Raw genomic sequence first — 17,622 nt, 5'->3', positions numbered from 1 at the left:
CAAGTCGATGATTGATGAACATTGGGAGGAATTTCTTGAATTTCTTCAAACAGTTATGAAAGTACCAAGTGTGAAAAGGGAGCCGGAAGATCATGCTCCGTTTGGGAAAGCACCTCGAGAAGTGTTGGACCTTGTACTTAAAAAAGGAAAAGAAGTAGGGTTTAAGACCAAAGTGATTGATGATGCGATCGGGTACGTCCAATGGGGAGAAGATGATGAGGACTATATTGGGATCATTGGTCATTTAGATGTGGTTCCAGCAGGATCGGGATGGGATTTTCCACCCTTTGATTTAAGCGAAAAAGATGGACGCTTTTATGGACGAGGGATTTTAGATAATAAAGGGCCGATCATTAGTTGTTTTTATGCTCTGATCCTGTTGAAAAAAATGGGAGCGGTTCCTAAAAAAACGATCCGCATTATTTTTGGGACTGACGAAGAAAGTGGGATGTCTGATGTGGCTCATTATTTACAGGCTGAAGTTCCGCCATCATTTGGTTTTACGCCAGATTGTAAATATCCAGTTGTTTACGGAGAAAGAGGAGTAGTCAACCTAACGATTCATTTCCCATTAGTTAAAGAAGAAGTTATTCAAATCAGTGATTTTGCAGGGGATCAATATCGAGATCATGTGCCAGACCAGCTGAGTGTTTCGATTAATGAGAAAAAATTTGATGTGGAAGGAAAACGTTCTCCAAGTAATGCCCCAGAATTAGGAGAGAATGCGATTACGCTGCTTGCCGAAAAAATCAAAGCAGATTCAGCTGTTCCAGAACAAATACGAGCTTATTTTGATTGGATCTGGCAAGCTTTCCACAATAAACATTATGGAGAAGGAATCGATCTTGCTTTGTCTGATGAAGATTCAGGCAGGTTGATTCTTACACCTGTGAATTTGCAAAAAAACACTAACGGGTTAGATTTAGAAGTTGCTTTTCGTTACCCTGTTTCAGTCACAGAAGAGGAAGTCGTGAGTGGGTTGGCTAAACAGTTGCCCGAGAAAGCGACTTTTACAATCAATCGCAGTATTCCAGGGATCTGTCAGAAAAAAGATTCGCCTGAAATCAAAAAACTATCTCAAATTTATGGCGAGATTACTGGGAACGACCCTACACCAGTGACGACAACGGGTGCTACTTATGCCAGAAAGATTCCTAATGTATTAGCGTTTGGTCCCTCTTTTCCTGGACAGAAAGGGATTGCACATAACAAAAACGAGTATATGGAAGTAACAGATCTGCGTATGAATTTAGAGATATATCTGCGAAGCATTCAAGCATTGATCGAATAAACAGTTATATATTTTTAAAAAAAAGATTATCAGAGACTTCTCTTATAAATCAATTAGATTTTAAGAAAAGTCTCTTTTTAGTATAGACATAATAGTATATACTAAATAAAATAGATGTAAGCGCTATATATAGGAGGAGTAAACATGTGGGGAATTATCGCAACGTGGCATATGGCACATGATGGTGTGTTAGCTGCCAAAGAATTATTAGAACAGGAAGGAACATGCGGAGATGCTGTGGAAACGTCAATCAAATGTGTAGAAGACTATCCATTTTACAAATCAGTTGGCTATGGTGGCTTGCCAAACGAACGAGGCATTGTAGAAATGGATGCGGCTTTTATGGATGGGGATACGTTCAAAATTGGGGCAGTGGCTGGGATCGTAGATATTGCGAATCCAATATCAGTTGCCAGAAAATTAAGTAATGAAAAATTCAATAGTTTTCGCGTAGGACAAGGAGCCACTGAATATGCAATGCTAGCAGGATTCGAACGGAAAAACATGCTAACGCCAAGAGCTAAAAAAATTTGGCAAAAACGAGTGGCAGAAGTGGCGAAAACGAATCTAAGCCCCTATGACGGACATGATACGGTGGGCGTGGTTTCTTTGGATCAACACACTGGCATGGCTGCAGGAACGTCTAGTTCTGGATTATTTATGAAAAAGCAAGGTCGTGTGGGAGATTCCCCTTTATCTGGTTCTGGTTTTTACGTCGACAGTCAAATCGGTGGTGCGACAGCAACTGGTCTAGGAGAAGATCTAATGAAAGGCTGTCTAGCTTATGAAATTGTTCGCTTGATGGGAGAAGGAGTCACTCCACAAAAAGCCTGTGATCAAGCTGTGTATTCTTTTACTGATTTATTAAAAGAACGGTATGGCAAAGCAGGTGCTTTTTCATTAGTTGCTATGAATAAAGCAGGTGAATGGGGAGTTGCGACCAATGTCGAATTTACGTTTACTGTTGCAACTGAAAAGGAGCAACCAGCTATCTACTTAGCTAATCCAGGAGTTGATCAGACAACGTTCATTGAACCAATCACCAAAGAATGGCTGGATGCTTATGAAAAACGCATCAAAGCCCCAGTTTGATCCCAGTATCGAAGTCATTTAGCTGATAATCAGCATATGTATATATAAGGAGGAGAAAAAAATGGCAACAAAAAAAATCTATTTATTCTGTGAAGCAGGTATGTCAACGAGTATTATGGTCAATAAAATGATGGAAGTAGTCACAAAACATCAGATGCCACTAGAAATCCATGCGTTCCCAGCAATCCATGCAGAGGAAAAAGTTGAACAAGAGAAACCGGTAGCCATCTTATTAGGACCACAAGTTCGTCATTTAAGTGACAAAATGAAAAAAACGTTTGAGCCGTTAGGCATTCCTGTAGGCACAATTGCCACAGAAGCATATGGCATGATGGATGGCGAACGTGCGATGAAAGATGTCCTGAAAATGATCAAAGAAAGTAGAAAATGAGTTTTTGTAAACGGAAACAGTTGGAGTCAACAAAAAGATCGGGGGAAAAAAGATGCAAAAATTTTTGAATTGGTTAGAAAAAGTTTTGACACCAATGGCAAAAACGGTTGGAGAAAATAAATATTTGATTGCTATACGAGATGGCTTTTTACTTTCTACACCGTTATTGATCGTGGGGTCATTGTTTCTAGTATTGACCAACTTTCCAATACCAAATTGGAATGAATGGATGGCTGGATTTTTAGGGGAAAATTGGGCAGTCATGTTGAATAAGCCTGCTACCGCCAGTTTTGATATCATGACGATTTTAGCAGTTGGGGGCATCGGTTATAGTTTAGCAAAGCAATTTAAAGTGGATGCGATGCAAGCGGCAATTATTTCTTTAGTTTCATTCTTTATCGTAACGCCTTTTACCACATTATTTACGCCAGAAGGTTCGACTGAAGTATTTGAAGTCGGAAGTCTTCCTTTACGTTGGATGGGATCAAGTGGTTTATTTTTAGGGATGGTAGTTGTTTTAGTAGCGACTCGTATGTTCGTTGCCTTGATTCGTACAGGGTGGACAATCAAAATGCCAGATGGCGTGCCGCCTACAGTTGTTAAATCGTTTGAAGCATTGATTCCAAGTTTCGTCATCTTAACGTTCTTTATGGTGGCGAATTGGATAGCGAGTTTAACCACATATGGGAATTTACAAGAAATCCTGTTTAAATTCTTATAAACACCATTGTTAAGTTTAGGGAATACTTTAGGTGCTATGATCATTGCGTACTTATTTTTACATTTTTTCTGGTTTTTCGGAATCAACGGTTCAAGTGTCGTAGGTGCAGTTTTCAATCCAGTTCTTCGTGCTTTATCGATTGAAAATCTAAATGCGTTCAAAGACGGACATGAAATTCCTAATATCATTACAGGTCAATTTCAAGATATGTTTGCAACATTTGGTGGGGGCGGTTCTACCTTATCATTGATTTTGATTATGATTCTTGTATGTAAAAGTCAGCGAGTGAAAAAACTTTCACAATTATCGCTTGTACCAGGAATTTTCGGGATCAATGAACCGATCATCTTTGGTTTACCGATCGTATTAAATCCAATCATTTTGATCCCATTTGCTTTAGTACCGACGATCAATATCATTATTGCTTATTTTTGTATGGACCTAGGGTTAGTTGCTTACACCAATGGGATTCAACTTCCATGGACAACGCCACCGATCATTTCCGGCTTTTTAGTCAGTGGTTGGCAAGCTTCTGTCCTTCAGGGATTACTTATTTTATTAGGAATGGCAGTTTATTATCCATTCATCAAAGTGTTAGACACTCAATATCTGAAAGAAGAGCTTGAGGCAGAAGAATCAACAGCAGAAGAAATCAATTTTGATGACTTTGATTTTGATACCTTATAAAAAGGAGTAGGAGCATGAAAAAAATCATTTTGATCCTCAACCATGTGACCGCAGGTATGGGAAGTGACGAACAAGCACAATTGCCTCCAGGTGGAAAAAAACAGCTCTAGGACCGGGAGAAACATTAGCGCCATTGTTTAAAGAAAAAAAGGCAGAGATTATTGCTACTTTATACTGCGGTGATCGTTATTATTCAAGTCATCCAGAAGAAGTTAAACAAAAATTTATCGGATTCGCCAAAAAGTTTGGAGCAGATGCGATATTATGTGGACCAGCTATGCATTATCCTAATTTTGGAGAGATGGCAGGCGGGTTAGTCGAAGCTTTTAACAAAGAAGGCATTCCTGCTGCCGCTGCAATGTCTGTTGAAAATCCTGCTGTAGCAAAATATCAGCAAGTGATCCCCATCGTTAAAATGCCAAAAAAAGGTGGGATCGGACTAAATCAATCCTATAAAAATATGGCAACAATCGTGACACAGTTAGCGAAAGGGGAAGAACGAACTTCCTCAGAACAAGAAATGATCTTTTGAATCAAAAGTGAATAAACGGAGCATAATGACTTTTCTTAAGTTGAAAAGCTGTTTCGATAGATGACGGAAAAAAGCCAATCATTACGTATGTTTTGATTGGCTTTTTGTGTGAAGAAGGTTGCAAAGAATAGTTTGCCACAAGCAGGATCAGGGGAGATGAGGAACACGTAAGGCTTTGATCAATGTCAATGTTTGGGTAGAAAGATTCGATCAATTAGCTAACTGAATTTCACCGTTTGCCAGCTTGCTCCTTCTCTTTATTGATTTGTTCTTTCTCTTTATTAAAAAGTAGAGTGAAAAAATAGACTTGAATCTCAATGGATCGTCCAATAAACTACTTATTGTAAGCGATTTATTATTAATTGAAGAAAAGTGGTGATGTATGAACAAAGTAAAGATACTCATGACCTTGTTTGTTAACTCTATACTTCTATTGTTGGTTTCTCATCCCCAAGAAATAGCGGTAACTACAAGCAAGTCTAATGTAGGAACACATGCAACATTTTCCAAAGTAATGACTTATGATCAAATGATTGAGCAACTCACAAACGATCTTCAGCTTTCATCAACAAAAGCAAGGCAAAAACTCGAATCTTCGGACAAGATTGTTCACACAGTTACTCGAAATAGAGCAACCTTTCGAGTACTGTCGCATACTGTGATGGTAAATAAGGCGTACAAGCCAACGATGCGGTTTTATTGTGAAACGAGTGAAAGTGGTCATTTTAGAGCGATTAAACGAATAGTAGCAATAAATTTGGTTAGAGAAGACCAGGAAGTGGCAAAAGCCTTTTCCGGAACTGTCTATGTCAACTTAGAAGAAGCCAATCGTATCTATTATATCGTGAATGGTGACTTCTTTAATCAAGGCACGACTTCATGGCAAATCGGATCAACGAGTGGTGTAGACAGTGCGCTAGATCTAAGGTTTACTACAAAGGATGCCGGGAGCCATTACCAATACAGTTATAGTGAACACCGAATCACTTTTTGATTTGCAGGCGGGTAAGGAAGTGGACAGCGATCGCTAACCATTGCTGAATAATAGTGAATGGTTAAAGAAAAGTGATGGGAGAGATATGGGTGGCTCGTAAAACTTAGTTTACACAAAAAATAACGAAAAAAGCTGATCCATACATGCGGATCAGCTTTTTATCTTTTAAATTTAGAAAGCAAAACATTCCCAAATATGCTAAGATAGCAATAGACGCGTCCTGAGGGAATCGAACCCCCGTCTCAAGAACCGGAATCTTACGTGATATCCACTACACTAAGGACGCAAGTACAGACACAATTGTAACGAAACTAAAAAAAAATTACAAGGGGAATGGACAAAAAAATGAAATTTCAACAAAACTTTTCACAAAAACAACAGCAAACACAAAAATTAGCCATGACACAACATCTGCAACAGTCCATCCAGGTATTGCAATATAACAGTGAAGAGCTCTTGGCATTTGTTGAAAATCAAGCATTAGAAAATCCATTGATAGAAGTAGTGGAACCAGAATGGCAATCTGACTATCAGAAGATCAGATCAGCCAATGATAATGAAGAAACCAACTACTTAAATCAAATTCCCGATACCAGTGTTTCCTTATTTGAATCATTGATCGAACAGATCCATTTGAACTATCGGCAGACCTTCTTACGTCAGTTAGTTCTTTATTTAGTCGAGTACATTGATTTAAATGGATTTTTGACGATTGATTTAAAAGAGGCACAAGAACAAACAAATGCAACTTCGATTGAGATCCTTGATGCACTAACGCTGGTCCAACAACTTGAACCAGCAGGTGTGGGGGCACGAAGTTTACAAGAGTGTTTGATGTTACAAACGGAAAGAGATGACTTTGCACCAGAGTTAGCGTATATCGTTTTGGAAGAGTGTTTTGAGTTGCTGGTTGATCGCAAATGGAAAGAGATCGCTCAACGCTTTTCAATCGAACTTAGTGAAGTACAACGAATCTTTGATTACATCCAAACACTTAGCCCAAGCCCTGGACGGATTTTTGATCGAAGCAGTGAATTATATATCATTCCTGATGTCAAAGTGATGGTTGATAAGGACCAAAAAGTGTCTGTCCTTTCTAGACGAGGAAATCAACCAGATGTTCGTTTCCAAGAACATTATTTTAATCAGATGCTTAAAAAAGCAGACAAAGAAACGCAAGCGTACTTGAAAGAACGGAAACAAGAATTTGACTGGTTGAAAAAAACGATTCTACAACGTGGGGATACGATTTTACGGGTGGCTCAAATCATTGTTTCCCATCAACAAGCCTTTTTCACAAATAAAGAACGACCAATTAAACCGCTGACATTAAAAGAAGTGGCAAAAGAGTTGGAAGTACATGAATCCACTGTCAGCCGTGCCGTCAATGGAAAATACCTGGAAACTGAATTTGGGGTTTTCGAGCTTAAGAAATTCTTTACAACTAGACTACAGCAAAGTGGGACAGATACTGAGACCGATCTCTCAGCTGATACTGCACAAAAGAAAATCCAAGAACTTGTAGATCAAGAAGACAAAATCAAACCACTTTCTGATCAAAAGATCGTAGAATTATTAAAAAAAGATGAAATATTGATTTCAAGAAGGACGGTTGCAAAATATCGTGACCTGCTGGGAATCCCAAGTTCATCGAAAAGAAAACGTTATGATAGATAATGTGAATCTCGACTAGAAAAAAATGAAAAGTTTTTTCTAGTCTTTTTTTATTGAAAAAAACGGGTAAAACTGTTAGACTTACATTCGTGAGGTTGAGATTTTCCTTTTAAATACTTAGTAGTAGGAAAGTCGCTTTTCTTTTTTTATCGTACATGGGTCGTTTTGAGTCTACATTGGACAAATATCGTCCAACTAAGGAGATCGCTATGCTTGATGAATTGAAAATGATTGAATCTGTTGCACCGGATATTATCGAGGTTTTACAGGAAAGATATAAAATTTTACGTAATATTTATTGGATGCAGCCAATAGGTCGTCGTAGTTTATCAGAGAGTATGGGCATCACAGAACGCGTATTACGAACAGAAACAGATCTATTGAAACAGTTAGATTTGATCAACACCTCTAAAAGCGGTATGACTTTGACCAAAAAAGGAGAAGAAGTTTATCAAAGTCTTGAGAACTTCATGGATCAACTTTTAGGAATGCATCAGACAGAAAAAAAACTGGCTGAGTATTTTGGGAATCAACGTTGTATCGTGGTATCAGGAAACACTGAAGAACAGCCTAAAGTGGCGGATGCTTTTGGTGAAGCATTAAATGAAGCTTTAGATTTGTTACTACCGGAGGGCAATAATATCATTGCTGTAATGGGCGGAACAACGATGGCTGTAGTAGCTGAACAACTGACAAATTTGGAAAACAATCAGCGACATAATCTATTTGTGCCAGCTCGTGGTGGTATCGGAGAGGCTGTGACTGTACAAGCAAATTCCGTAAGTGCTAGAATGGCTACAAAAGCAAGTGGAAATCATCGTGCATTGTATGTTCCAGAACAATTAAGTTTAGCAACGTACAATTCCTTGCTCAATGAACCCTCTATTCAAGAAGTGTTAAACTTGATTAGTCAGGCAAATTGTGTTATTCATAGTATTGGACGCGCACTCCATATGGCAGCACGTCGAAAAATGACTGAAAAGGAATTAGTCATGCTGAAACAGGCGAATGCGGTGGCGGAATCTTTCGGCTATTTTTTCAATGAAAATGGCGAAGTCGTATATAAAGTTCCTCGCATCGGAATCGAATTGAAAGATTTGGCAAATGTACCCATCATTCTTGCGATTGCTGGGGGAAAGTCAAAAGCAAAAGCGATTCGCGCCTATATGAAAAATGCACCAAAACAAACGTGGCTCATCACTGATGAAGCTGCAGCAAAAGAGATTTTAAAAGGGGTATCCCTTTAAAATAAATATTTTTTTGATTTTCATAAGGAGGAAATCTTAAATGACAGTTAAAGTAGGTATTAATGGTTTTGGACGTATCGGACGTCTAGCATTCCGTCGTATCCAAGATGTAGATGGAATCGAAGTAGTAGCAATCAACGACTTAACAGATGCTAAAATGTTAGCACACTTGTTAAAATATGACACAACTCAAGGACGTTTCAACGGAACAGTTGAAGTTCACGAAGGTTCATTCAACGTTAACGGAAAAGAAGTTAAAGTTTTAGCTAACCGTAACCCTGAAGAATTACCTTGGGGCGAACTAGGTGTTGACATCGTTCTAGAATGTACTGGTTTCTTCACTTCAAAAGCAGCTGCTGAAAAACATTTAACAGCTGGTGCTAAACGTGTTGTTATCTCAGCTCCTGGTGGAAATGACGTTCCAACAATCGTTTATAACACAAACCACGAAACATTAACTGGTAAAGAAACAGTTATCTCAGGTGCTTCATGTACTACTAACTGTTTAGCTCCTATGGCTAAAACATTAAACGACAAATTTGGTGTTGTTGAAGGATTAATGACAACTATCCACGCTTACACAGGTGACCAAATGACTCTAGACGGACCTCATCCTAAAGGTGACTTCCGCCGTGCACGCGCTGCTGCTGCAAACATCGTTCCTAACTCAACAGGTGCTGCTAAAGCTATCGGTTTAGTAATCCCTGAATTGAACGGTAAATTAGACGGAGCTGCTCAACGTGTTCCTGTACCAACAGGTTCATTAACTGAATTAGTTACAGTTCTTGAAAAAGAAGTAACTGTTGACGAAATCAACGCAGCAATGAAAGAAGCTTCAAACGAATCTTACGGATACAACACAGACGAAATCGTTTCTTCTGATATCGTTGGTATGACTTTCGGTTCATTATTTGACGCTACACAAACTAAAGTAATGACTGTTGGCGACAAACAATTAGTTAAAACTGTTGCTTGGTATGACAACGAAATGTCTTACACTGCACAATTAGTACGTACTTTAGAATACTTCGCTAACTTATAAGATAGACCAAACGTACAAGTGTAATTTATAAGCATGTACACTTAAAAGCGGGGAAGCAATCGCGCTTCTTCCGCTTTTTTTGATAGTAAGTTTATTTAGGAGGAAATAAAATGGCTAAGAAAACAGTGAAAGATATTGATTTAAAAGATAAAAAAGTTCTTGTCCGTGTTGACTTTAATGTTCCTTTGAAAGATGGCGTGATCACAGATGACACACGTATCAAAGCAGCATTACCAACAATCAACTACGTATTAGAACAAGGCGGAAAAGCAATTCTTTTCTCTCACTTAGGACGTGTAAAAACGGAAGAAGATAAAGAAGGTAAATCTTTAGCTCCCGTTGCAAAACGTTTAGGCGAACTATTAGGAAAAGAAGTAACTTTCGTTCCTGAAACTCGTGGTGCAGAATTAGAAGCAGCAATCAATGACATGAAAGATGGCGACGTGGTTGTTTTTGAAAACACTCGTTTTGAAGACATTGATGGCAAAAAAGAAAGCAAAAATGATGCAGACCTAGGTAAATATTGGGCTTCATTAGGTGATGTATTTGTCAATGATGCTTTCGGTACAGCTCACCGTGCGCATGCTTCAAACGTCGGAATTGCTTCAACTGGTATCCCAACAGTTGCTGGATTCTTGATGGAAAAAGAAATCAAATTTATCGGTGAAGCCGTTGAAGAACCAAAACGCCCTATGATCGCAATCTTAGGTGGCGCAAAAGTTTCTGATAAAATCGGTGTAATCGAAAACTTGATTCCTAAAGCAGACAAAATCTTGATCGGTGGCGGAATGACTTACACATTCTACGAAGCTAAAGGAATCAAAATCGGTAACTCTTTAGTAGAAGCTGATAAAGTTGAATTAGCAAAAGAATTGATCGAAAAAGCTGGCGACAAATTAGTCTTGCCAATCGATAACGTTTGTGCTCCAGAGTTCTCAAACGATGTTGAAACACAAGTAATCGAAGGCGATATCCCTGAAGGATTGATGGCTTTAGACATCGGCCCTGCATCAGTGAAATTATTTGCTGATACATTACAAGGTGCAAAAACAGTTGTTTGGAACGGACCAATGGGTGTGTTCGAAATGAGTAACTTTGCTAAAGGTACAATCGGTGTTTGTGAAGCAATCGCTAACCTTGAAGATGCAACAACAATCATCGGTGGTGGTGACTCAGCAGCTGCTGCAGAACAATTAGGTTTTGCTGACAAATTCACACATATCTCAACAGGTGGCGGCGCAAGCTTAGAATTACTAGAAGGTAAAGAACTACCTGGTTTAGCTGCAATCAACGATAAATAAGCATCGTTCGTTGTATCTGATTTAGATGAAGACAGCTGCTTTTTGCAACGGTGAATTGATTCAAACTCAAATAAACTTAACCAAAAAGCAGCTTTTTCTTTTTATACGTGGAGGAGAGTTCCACGACTCATAATTTTAAAGGAGTGCATACTGTCATGCGTAAACCAATTATCGCTGGTAACTGGAAAATGAACAAAACTGCATCTGAAGCAAAAGAATTTGCTGAAGCAGTAAAAAACAACATCCCTTCAAATGAAAAAGTTGATTCTGTTATCGGATCACCTGCTTTGTTCTTACAAGAACTAATGGCTTCAGCTGAAGGAACAGAATTAAAAATCTCAGCACAAAACTGCTACTGGGAAAACTCAGGTGCATTCACAGGTGAAACTTCACCAGCTGCTTTAGCAGACTTAGGTGTGGACTATGTGATCATCGGACATTCAGAACGTCGTGAATACTTCCATGAAACAGATGAAGACATCAACAAAAAAGCGAAAGCTATCTTTGCAAACGGCATGATCCCAATTCTTTGCTGTGGTGAATCTTTAGAAACTTACGAAGCTGGAAAAACAGCTGAATGGATCGAAGGACAAATCACTGCTGGTCTTGAAGGATTAACAGATGGTCAAGTAAGCAACATGGTTATTGCTTATGAACCAATCTGGGCAATCGGTACTGGTAAATCAGCTGATGCACAAATTGCTGACGAAATCTGTGGCGTTGTACGTCAAACAGTTGAAAAATTATACGGCAAAGAAGTATCTGATGCAGTACGTATCCAATACGGTGGTTCTGTAAAACCAGAAAACATTGCTGAATATATGGCGAAAGAAAATGTTGACGGAGCATTAGTTGGTGGCGCAAGCTTACAAGCTGATTCATTCTTGGCATTATTAGACGCTGTAAAATAATTAGTGAAAATTTGCGAAAAATGCAAGAAATGTTTGCACTAACGCCTAAAATTAACTAAAATCGTATATGAGGGAAATCCCTTAGGAAAAAACAAACTCAAAGGAGAGACAAAACATGTCAATTATTACTGATGTTTACGCTCGCGAGATCTTAGACTCACGCGGTAACCCAACAATCGAAGTAGAAGTATACACAGAAAGCGGAGCTTTTGGCCGTGGAATGGTTCCTTCAGGTGCTTCAACTGGTGAATACGAAGCCGTTGAATTACGTGATGGAGACAAAGCTCGTTATGGCGGTAAAGGTGTAACTAAAGCTGTTGACAACGTAAACAACATCATTGCTGAAGCAATCATTGGCTACGATGTACGTGACCAAATGGCAATCGATAAAGCTATGATCGCTTTAGACGGAACTCCTAACAAAGGTAAATTAGGTGCGAACGCAATTTTAGGTGTATCTATCGCTGTTGCTCGTGCAGCTGCTGACTACCTAGAAGTACCTTTATACCACTACCTAGGCGGATTCAATACAAAAGTTTTACCAACTCCAATGATGAACATCATCAACGGTGGATCACATGCGGATAACTCAATCGACTTCCAAGAATTCATGATCATGCCTGTTGGCGCTCCAACATTCAAAGAAGCTCTACGTATGGGTGCTGAAGTATTCCACGCATTAGCAGCAATCTTGAAATCTCGTGGATTAGCTACTTCTGTTGGTGACGAAGGTGGATTCGCTCCTAACCTTGGTTCAAACGAAGAAGGTTTTGAAGTAATCATCGAAGCAATCGAAAAAGCTGGCTATGTACCTGGTAAAGACGTTGTTCTTGCTATGGATGCTGCTTCTTCAGAATTCTACGACAAAGAAAAAGGTGTTTACGTATTAGCTGATTCAGGCGAAGGCGAAAAAACGACTGACGAAATGATCAAATTCTACGAAGAATTAGTTTCTAAATATCCAATCATCTCAATCGAAGACGGATTAGACGAAAACGACTGGGACGGATTCAAGAAATTAACTGACGTATTAGGCGACAAAGTTCAATTAGTTGGTGACGACTTGTTCGTAACAAACACTCAAAAATTATCTGAAGGTATTGAAAAAGGAATCGCTAACTCAATCCTAATCAAAGTTAACCAAATCGGTACTTTGACAGAAACTTTTGAAGCAATCGAAATGGCTAAAGAAGCTGGCTACACAGCAGTTGTTTCTCACCGTTCAGGTGAAACAGAAGATTCAACAATCTCTGATATTGCTGTTGCAACAAACGCTGGTCAAATCAAAACTGGTTCTCTATCACGTACTGACCGTATTGCTAAATACAACCAATTACTACGTATCGAAGACCAATTAGGCGAAGTTGCTGAATACAAAGGTTTGAAATCTTTCTACAACTTAAAAAACAAATAATTTTAGGACGATCAAATAAGTACGACGATAGCAGAGCGTCGATTATATAGCTGTGCTGGTCTACTTCATTCTAAAGTTATTAAAAAGTACCTTTCTCTTATCTTGAAGATAGGAGAAAGGTCTTTTTTTGCAGAAAAAATTTAGAGATTATCCTAACAAAAACTGAATTACATAATCGTTTTTTGTCACGTTTACAAACGATTTAATTATTGCTAAGATATTATGATAAAAGGAAAAAAAGAATAATGGGGAAAGTGTATGAAAGCAAAAATTTTAAAGGGGTTCAAATGGTTCGGTATTTTGCTTCTCAGTACCATTTTATTGGTCGTGATTGCTTTTCAAGTTTCACCGAGACCAAGTGCTTATGTGATCCGACATCTGTTTAGCGATGCTGTAACGATCACAGATAAAGAGACGTATGAACAAGCAAAAGATTCCACCAGTTCGCTCACTGATCGTTCTTATCAATCACAATTCAAAAAAAACAACTACGATATCTATTATCCTAAAGGCAGTGAGGGACCTTTACCCACGTTGATCTGGGTTCACGGTGGAGGCTATGTGAGCGGGGATAAAGCAGGTGTAAAAGAATTTGCAACAAGATTAGCTTCAGATACGCACATCGCAGTTGTTGCTATGAACTATGAACCGGCACCTAGCTCTCAGTATCCCAATCAAGTAGTCCAAGTCAATGAATTAGTCCAACAATTAAAAAAAGAGAACAATCAGAAGTTGGATCTTTCAAAGCTGATTTTTGGTGGCGATAGTGCAGGCGCTCAGATTGCCTTACAGTATGTCACTATCCAAACAAATCAACAGTATGCAAAAGAAATGAAGATGAAACAAATGATTGATCCAACAGCGATCAAAGGAGCCATTTCTTACTGTGGGCCAGTTGACTTGCAACAAACAGCAAAACAGCAATCGAGTGATCGATTGATGCATTTCTTCGTTAAAACGGTAGCTTGGTCTTTGATTGGAACGAAAGATTGGCAAACAGACGAACGCTTATATCAAGCTAGTTTAGTTGATCAAGTGTCAAAAGACTTCCCGCCTACGTATATCACAGATGGAAATGCGTATTCTTTCCAAGATCAAGGGATTGCTTTCGCAAATAAATTAAAAGAGTTAGACGTTCCTGTAGACGAACTATTTTATAAAGACCAGAAAAAAGAAATCAGTCATGAATATCAATTTAATTATACATTGCCAGAATCAAAAACTTGTTATGAGCAGACGGAGCGGTTCATTGAAAACTGTTTTCGATCTACAACAGCTCAATAACGAATTGCCGAAGCATCCCGAAATAGCTCCTTCTATTTTGGGGTGCTTCGGTGTCTTTAGACATAGGAGTGTCAATGGCTGCTGCTAACTAATCGACTGAGAATGGATGAATGATTGAAAATGATACACTGTTTCAGTAAAATAGAAAGAAACAGCAGGAGTGTGGGACAGGATGGGAAATGAAGAAAAAATAGCTATTTTACAAGAAATGATCCGAATCAAGTCAGTGAATGGGAACGAAGGGGAAGTAGCCGCCTACTTAAATCAATTATTGAATCAACATGGAATCCAAGGAGAAATCATTTCTCACACTGAGGGGCGTGATAACTTGGTAGCGACGTATCACAATGGTCAAGGAAGAGTATTAGGTTTGTCTGGTCACATGGATGTTGTGTCTGCAGGAGACGAATCGAATTGGACCTACCCGCCTTTTGCAGCAGAAATAAAAGGTAATCGCTTGTATGGACGTGGTACTACCGATATGAAAAGTGGGCTAGCCGCTATGGTGATTGCGATGATTGAATTGAAAGAGTCTGGGAAACCGTTTAACGGGACAATCAAATTATTAGCGACAGTAGGGGAAGAAGTCGGAGAATTAGGTAGTGAACAACTGACAAAAGCAGGTTATGTCGACGATTTAGACGGATTGATCATTGGTGAACCAACCAATTACAATTTGATGTATACTCACATGGGTTCAATAAACTACACCGTTGTTTCTCATGGTAAAGAAGCCCACAGCTCAATGCCTCAAGAAGGCTACAATGCGATCAACCATTTAAATGAATTTATTACGCGTGCAAATGAGCAAATGGATGCTTTAGCGAATGATTTCCAAAATTCAGCATTAGGAAAAACGATCCATAACGTTACAGTGATCAACGGAGGAAATCAAGTCAACAGTATTCCAAGTCAGGCGCAATTACAAGGAAATATCCGCTCAATCCCTGAATTTCCAAACGATCAAATCATTGATTTATTACAAAAGATCGTGGATGAATTGAATGAAGGAACAAACTATCACTTAGAATTGACGATCGACTACAATAAGATTCCTGTGAAAGCAAATCCTGATTCTTCGTTGATCTACCATATTCAAAAACAGTTCGAGCAACCATTGCCCCTAGTAGGTGCAGCAGCAACGACAGATGCAGCTGAATTTACTAAATCCGCTCACTCCTTCGATTTTGTGGTATTCGGTCCCGGAGTCGTAAACTTGCCTCATCAAATAGACGAATATGTAGAAATCGATAATTACTTGGATATGATTGACACATATCAAGCAATCATCTTGTCTTATTTAGCATAACAGCCTATTTTGGTTCAAAGTACAAAAAAGTACAAAGTAGATCCTTCAATTAAATCAAAAAAAAGCAAAACAAATTTTCATGTTTTGCGTTTTTTTGATTTACTAATTGAAGTAACCGACTTCTATTCGCACGTATATTTACTCCAGCTCATCACAACTACGTAGCTCAAATCGCTCTGTTCACAATCCTTTTCGGCAATGCCAAGACGACAAGGGTGACGACGACTACTGAGAGCAGGCGGTCGAGGTAATCGGTTCCCGCTTGAACGAGAATCACGCTCATTGTTTGATTGAACCCAATTCCATGGAGGAACTGAACAATCATGCTTGAACCAGAAGAAGTGACTCCCCCAAAGAGTTTTACAGTGATTAGGGAAGAAAGGATGGTTCCAGGCAGTGATAAGACAAGTGCCCAGAAAACTAAGGTCCAGCGGTTCTTACTGCGAGTGAATCGTTGATGGAAAATCACTCCAGCAAGTAAACCTGTTACCATTTGAACAGGTGAATAATACAACGAGAAGATATCGGTGGTAACACCACTTAATACCCCGCTGGCCAAGCCAGTGAGTAACCCAAATACCGGACCTAACAAAGTCCCAGCGAATATGGTACCGATCGAATCAAGATAGATCGGTAATCGTAGCCATAATGCAATGGTTCCGCCGATATAATTGATTCCGATACATAAAGCGACGATCGTAATCGTCTGTGTGGTGATTCTTTTTTTGCGCATGTTTTTCATCCCATCTTTAATCTTTCCAGATCTTTTTTAATCGTTTCTTCTTGTGCATTTAAAAGAACGGTCAAAAACTTCCGAAAAAATAGATGAGTATCAACTTCTGTCATAATGGTGCTGTTTGGTGCTTTTTGCCAAAAATCAAAGCGATCGACTAGTGTTTGCCCACGGCTGATTCCTTGCGTTTCAACAGCGGTATAACTAGTAAATCCCTGACAAATGCTTTCGTCGATAAAGTAGGCAACGGCCAGAGGATCATTGATGACGCACCCTAGGATTCTTTCTTGTTGCCAGTGAAAATCAAAATAAAAACGAGTGATCACTTTTAGAAATTCTCCTTCCTCAGGATTGAGCTGACAACAATATTCTAATAAGGTAGGTGTCAAAACGATTTCTCTCGTAACATCTAACCCGACCATTTCAATCGTGTTCCCTAAATTTTCAAACACAAAGGCAGCTGCATCAGGATCGCACCAATAATTGTACTCAGCAACTGGTGAACAGTTTCCGTGGCTTTTGTAGGTGCCACCCATTGAAATAAATCGCTCGAAATGTTTCCCTAAATGTGGATTTTTCATCAAAGCACGAGCAATATTGGTCAAAGGGCCAAGTGCAATGATCGAGGTGTTTGTTTCTTTAGAAAAGTATTCCGCCAAAAAATCGACTGCTGATTTTTCTTCTATTTGTTTTTCTTGTACTTGAGCAAAGTTTGTCTCGCCTAATCCGTCCATCCCATGAGTGTCTTGTGCGCTAATAAACGGCTGTTTCAACGGTTGTGTTTGCCCTTGATAGACGGGGATGTCTAAGCGTCCGCAACGTTTCAAACATTTGAAAACATTTTGGCTACCGATCGTCACAGGTACATTACCGCAGACCGTCGTGATCGCAACCACCTCGATTTCGGGGGACTTGATGGCTAACATCAATGCTAAAGTGTCATCGATTCCAGGATCGCAGTCAATAATTACTTTTCGCATTATTTCCAATCTCCTTTCT

General features: G+C 39.1%; 14 protein-coding genes, 1 tRNA gene and 2 pseudogenes. 14 read left to right on the top strand and 3 right to left on the bottom strand.

Features of this window, described 5'->3' with window-relative positions:
* Positions 1-7 precede the first annotated feature (7 nt).
* The 6 genes and pseudogenes from IGL30_RS09345 to IGL30_RS09320 all read left to right on the top strand — a co-directional run bounded on the left by IGL30_RS09345 (position 8) and on the right by IGL30_RS09320 (position 5,708).
* Entirely contained in the window at positions 8-1,291 is a 1,284-nt protein-coding gene (locus IGL30_RS09345) for a Sapep family Mn(2+)-dependent dipeptidase (protein WP_375371714.1), read from the top strand.
* Positions 1,292-1,435: 144 nt separating this feature from the next.
* Positions 1,436-2,383 (top strand): N(4)-(beta-N-acetylglucosaminyl)-L-asparaginase, encoded by a 948-nt coding sequence (locus tag IGL30_RS09340; protein WP_123874631.1) that lies wholly within the window; start codon positions 1,436-1,438, stop codon positions 2,381-2,383.
* 61 nt (positions 2,384-2,444) lie between these two features.
* Complete coding sequence (locus IGL30_RS09335; protein ID WP_010718620.1) at positions 2,445-2,774, top strand: PTS sugar transporter subunit IIB; 330 nt, start codon at positions 2,445-2,447, stop codon at positions 2,772-2,774.
* Positions 2,775-2,826: 52 nt separating this feature from the next.
* Positions 2,827-4,182, top strand: a pseudogene (celB, locus tag IGL30_RS09330) (PTS cellobiose transporter subunit IIC).
* A gap of 14 nt (positions 4,183-4,196) precedes the next feature.
* Positions 4,197-4,714: pseudogene (locus IGL30_RS09325) on the top strand (GrdB-related putative oxidoreductase).
* Between the two features lie 514 nt (positions 4,715-5,228).
* Entirely contained in the window at positions 5,229-5,708 is a 480-nt protein-coding gene (locus tag IGL30_RS09320; RefSeq protein WP_317751704.1) for a hypothetical protein, read from the top strand.
* Positions 5,709-5,922: 214 nt separating this feature from the next.
* Here IGL30_RS09320 and IGL30_RS09315 read toward each other — a convergent pair.
* Positions 5,923-5,994: transfer RNA gene (locus IGL30_RS09315), tRNA-Arg, on the bottom strand.
* A gap of 59 nt (positions 5,995-6,053) precedes the next feature.
* On the opposite strand from IGL30_RS09315, the gene rpoN reads away from it, so the two are divergent.
* The 8 genes from rpoN to IGL30_RS09275 all read left to right on the top strand — a co-directional run bounded on the left by rpoN (position 6,054) and on the right by IGL30_RS09275 (position 15,890).
* Positions 6,054-7,385, top strand: a complete 1,332-nt coding sequence (rpoN, locus tag IGL30_RS09310) for an RNA polymerase factor sigma-54 (RefSeq protein ID WP_034699130.1) — start codon at positions 6,054-6,056, stop codon at positions 7,383-7,385.
* A 152-nt stretch (positions 7,386-7,537) separates the two neighbouring features.
* Positions 7,538-8,629 (top strand): sugar-binding transcriptional regulator, encoded by a 1,092-nt coding sequence (locus IGL30_RS09305; RefSeq protein ID WP_430618191.1) that lies wholly within the window; start codon positions 7,538-7,540, stop codon positions 8,627-8,629.
* 40 nt (positions 8,630-8,669) lie between these two features.
* Positions 8,670-9,671 (top strand): type I glyceraldehyde-3-phosphate dehydrogenase, encoded by a 1,002-nt coding sequence (gap, locus tag IGL30_RS09300; protein WP_010718614.1) that lies wholly within the window; start codon positions 8,670-8,672, stop codon positions 9,669-9,671.
* A 110-nt stretch (positions 9,672-9,781) separates the two neighbouring features.
* Positions 9,782-10,972 (top strand): phosphoglycerate kinase, encoded by a 1,191-nt coding sequence (locus IGL30_RS09295; protein WP_088745286.1) that lies wholly within the window; start codon positions 9,782-9,784, stop codon positions 10,970-10,972.
* 155 nt (positions 10,973-11,127) lie between these two features.
* Complete coding sequence (gene tpiA, locus IGL30_RS09290) at positions 11,128-11,883, top strand: triose-phosphate isomerase (RefSeq protein WP_010718612.1); 756 nt, start codon at positions 11,128-11,130, stop codon at positions 11,881-11,883.
* A gap of 115 nt (positions 11,884-11,998) precedes the next feature.
* A complete protein-coding gene (eno, locus tag IGL30_RS09285) occupies positions 11,999-13,297 on the top strand; it encodes a phosphopyruvate hydratase (RefSeq protein ID WP_010718611.1) in 1,299 nt (432 codons plus the stop codon).
* Between the two features lie 258 nt (positions 13,298-13,555).
* Positions 13,556-14,581, top strand: a complete 1,026-nt coding sequence (locus IGL30_RS09280) for an alpha/beta hydrolase (protein WP_088745285.1) — start codon at positions 13,556-13,558, stop codon at positions 14,579-14,581.
* Positions 14,582-14,753: 172 nt separating this feature from the next.
* Positions 14,754-15,890 (top strand): ArgE/DapE family deacylase, encoded by a 1,137-nt coding sequence (locus IGL30_RS09275; RefSeq protein WP_010718609.1) that lies wholly within the window; start codon positions 14,754-14,756, stop codon positions 15,888-15,890.
* Between the two features lie 166 nt (positions 15,891-16,056).
* Here IGL30_RS09275 and IGL30_RS09270 read toward each other — a convergent pair whose 3' ends face one another.
* Entirely contained in the window at positions 16,057-16,623 is a 567-nt protein-coding gene (locus IGL30_RS09270; RefSeq protein WP_025480133.1) for an ECF transporter S component, read from the bottom strand.
* A 5-nt stretch (positions 16,624-16,628) separates the two neighbouring features.
* Entirely contained in the window at positions 16,629-17,603 is a 975-nt protein-coding gene (locus tag IGL30_RS09265) for a nucleoside hydrolase (protein ID WP_088745284.1), read from the bottom strand.
* Between the last annotated feature and the right edge of the window lie 19 nt (positions 17,604-17,622).

It is taken from the genome of Enterococcus sp. DIV1089c (assembly GCF_050530965.1).
Lineage (GTDB): Bacteria > Bacillota > Bacilli > Lactobacillales > Enterococcaceae > Enterococcus_B > Enterococcus_B hirae.
Note: the sequence above shows the minus strand (reverse complement) of the source record. Positions and strands in the feature narration are given on the sequence as shown.

Coding starts and splice junctions, on each gene's coding strand:
- IGL30_RS09345 (WP_375371714.1), top strand. CDS start 8: ATGATTGATGAACATTGGGAGGAATTTCTTGAATTTCTTCAAACAGTT.
- IGL30_RS09340 (WP_123874631.1), top strand. CDS start 1,436: ATGTGGGGAATTATCGCAACGTGGCATATGGCACATGATGGTGTGTTA.
- IGL30_RS09335 (WP_010718620.1), top strand. CDS start 2,445: ATGGCAACAAAAAAAATCTATTTATTCTGTGAAGCAGGTATGTCAACG.
- IGL30_RS09320 (WP_317751704.1), top strand. CDS start 5,229: ATGACTTATGATCAAATGATTGAGCAACTCACAAACGATCTTCAGCTT.
- rpoN (WP_034699130.1), top strand. CDS start 6,054: ATGAAATTTCAACAAAACTTTTCACAAAAACAACAGCAAACACAAAAA.
- IGL30_RS09305 (WP_430618191.1), top strand. CDS start 7,538: ATGGGTCGTTTTGAGTCTACATTGGACAAATATCGTCCAACTAAGGAG.
- gap (WP_010718614.1), top strand. CDS start 8,670: ATGACAGTTAAAGTAGGTATTAATGGTTTTGGACGTATCGGACGTCTA.
- IGL30_RS09295 (WP_088745286.1), top strand. CDS start 9,782: ATGGCTAAGAAAACAGTGAAAGATATTGATTTAAAAGATAAAAAAGTT.
- tpiA (WP_010718612.1), top strand. CDS start 11,128: ATGCGTAAACCAATTATCGCTGGTAACTGGAAAATGAACAAAACTGCA.
- eno (WP_010718611.1), top strand. CDS start 11,999: ATGTCAATTATTACTGATGTTTACGCTCGCGAGATCTTAGACTCACGC.
- IGL30_RS09280 (WP_088745285.1), top strand. CDS start 13,556: ATGAAAGCAAAAATTTTAAAGGGGTTCAAATGGTTCGGTATTTTGCTT.
- IGL30_RS09275 (WP_010718609.1), top strand. CDS start 14,754: ATGGGAAATGAAGAAAAAATAGCTATTTTACAAGAAATGATCCGAATC.
- IGL30_RS09270 (WP_025480133.1), bottom strand. CDS start 16,623: ATGCGCAAAAAAAGAATCACCACACAGACGATTACGATCGTCGCTTTA.
- IGL30_RS09265 (WP_088745284.1), bottom strand. CDS start 17,603: ATGCGAAAAGTAATTATTGACTGCGATCCTGGAATCGATGACACTTTA.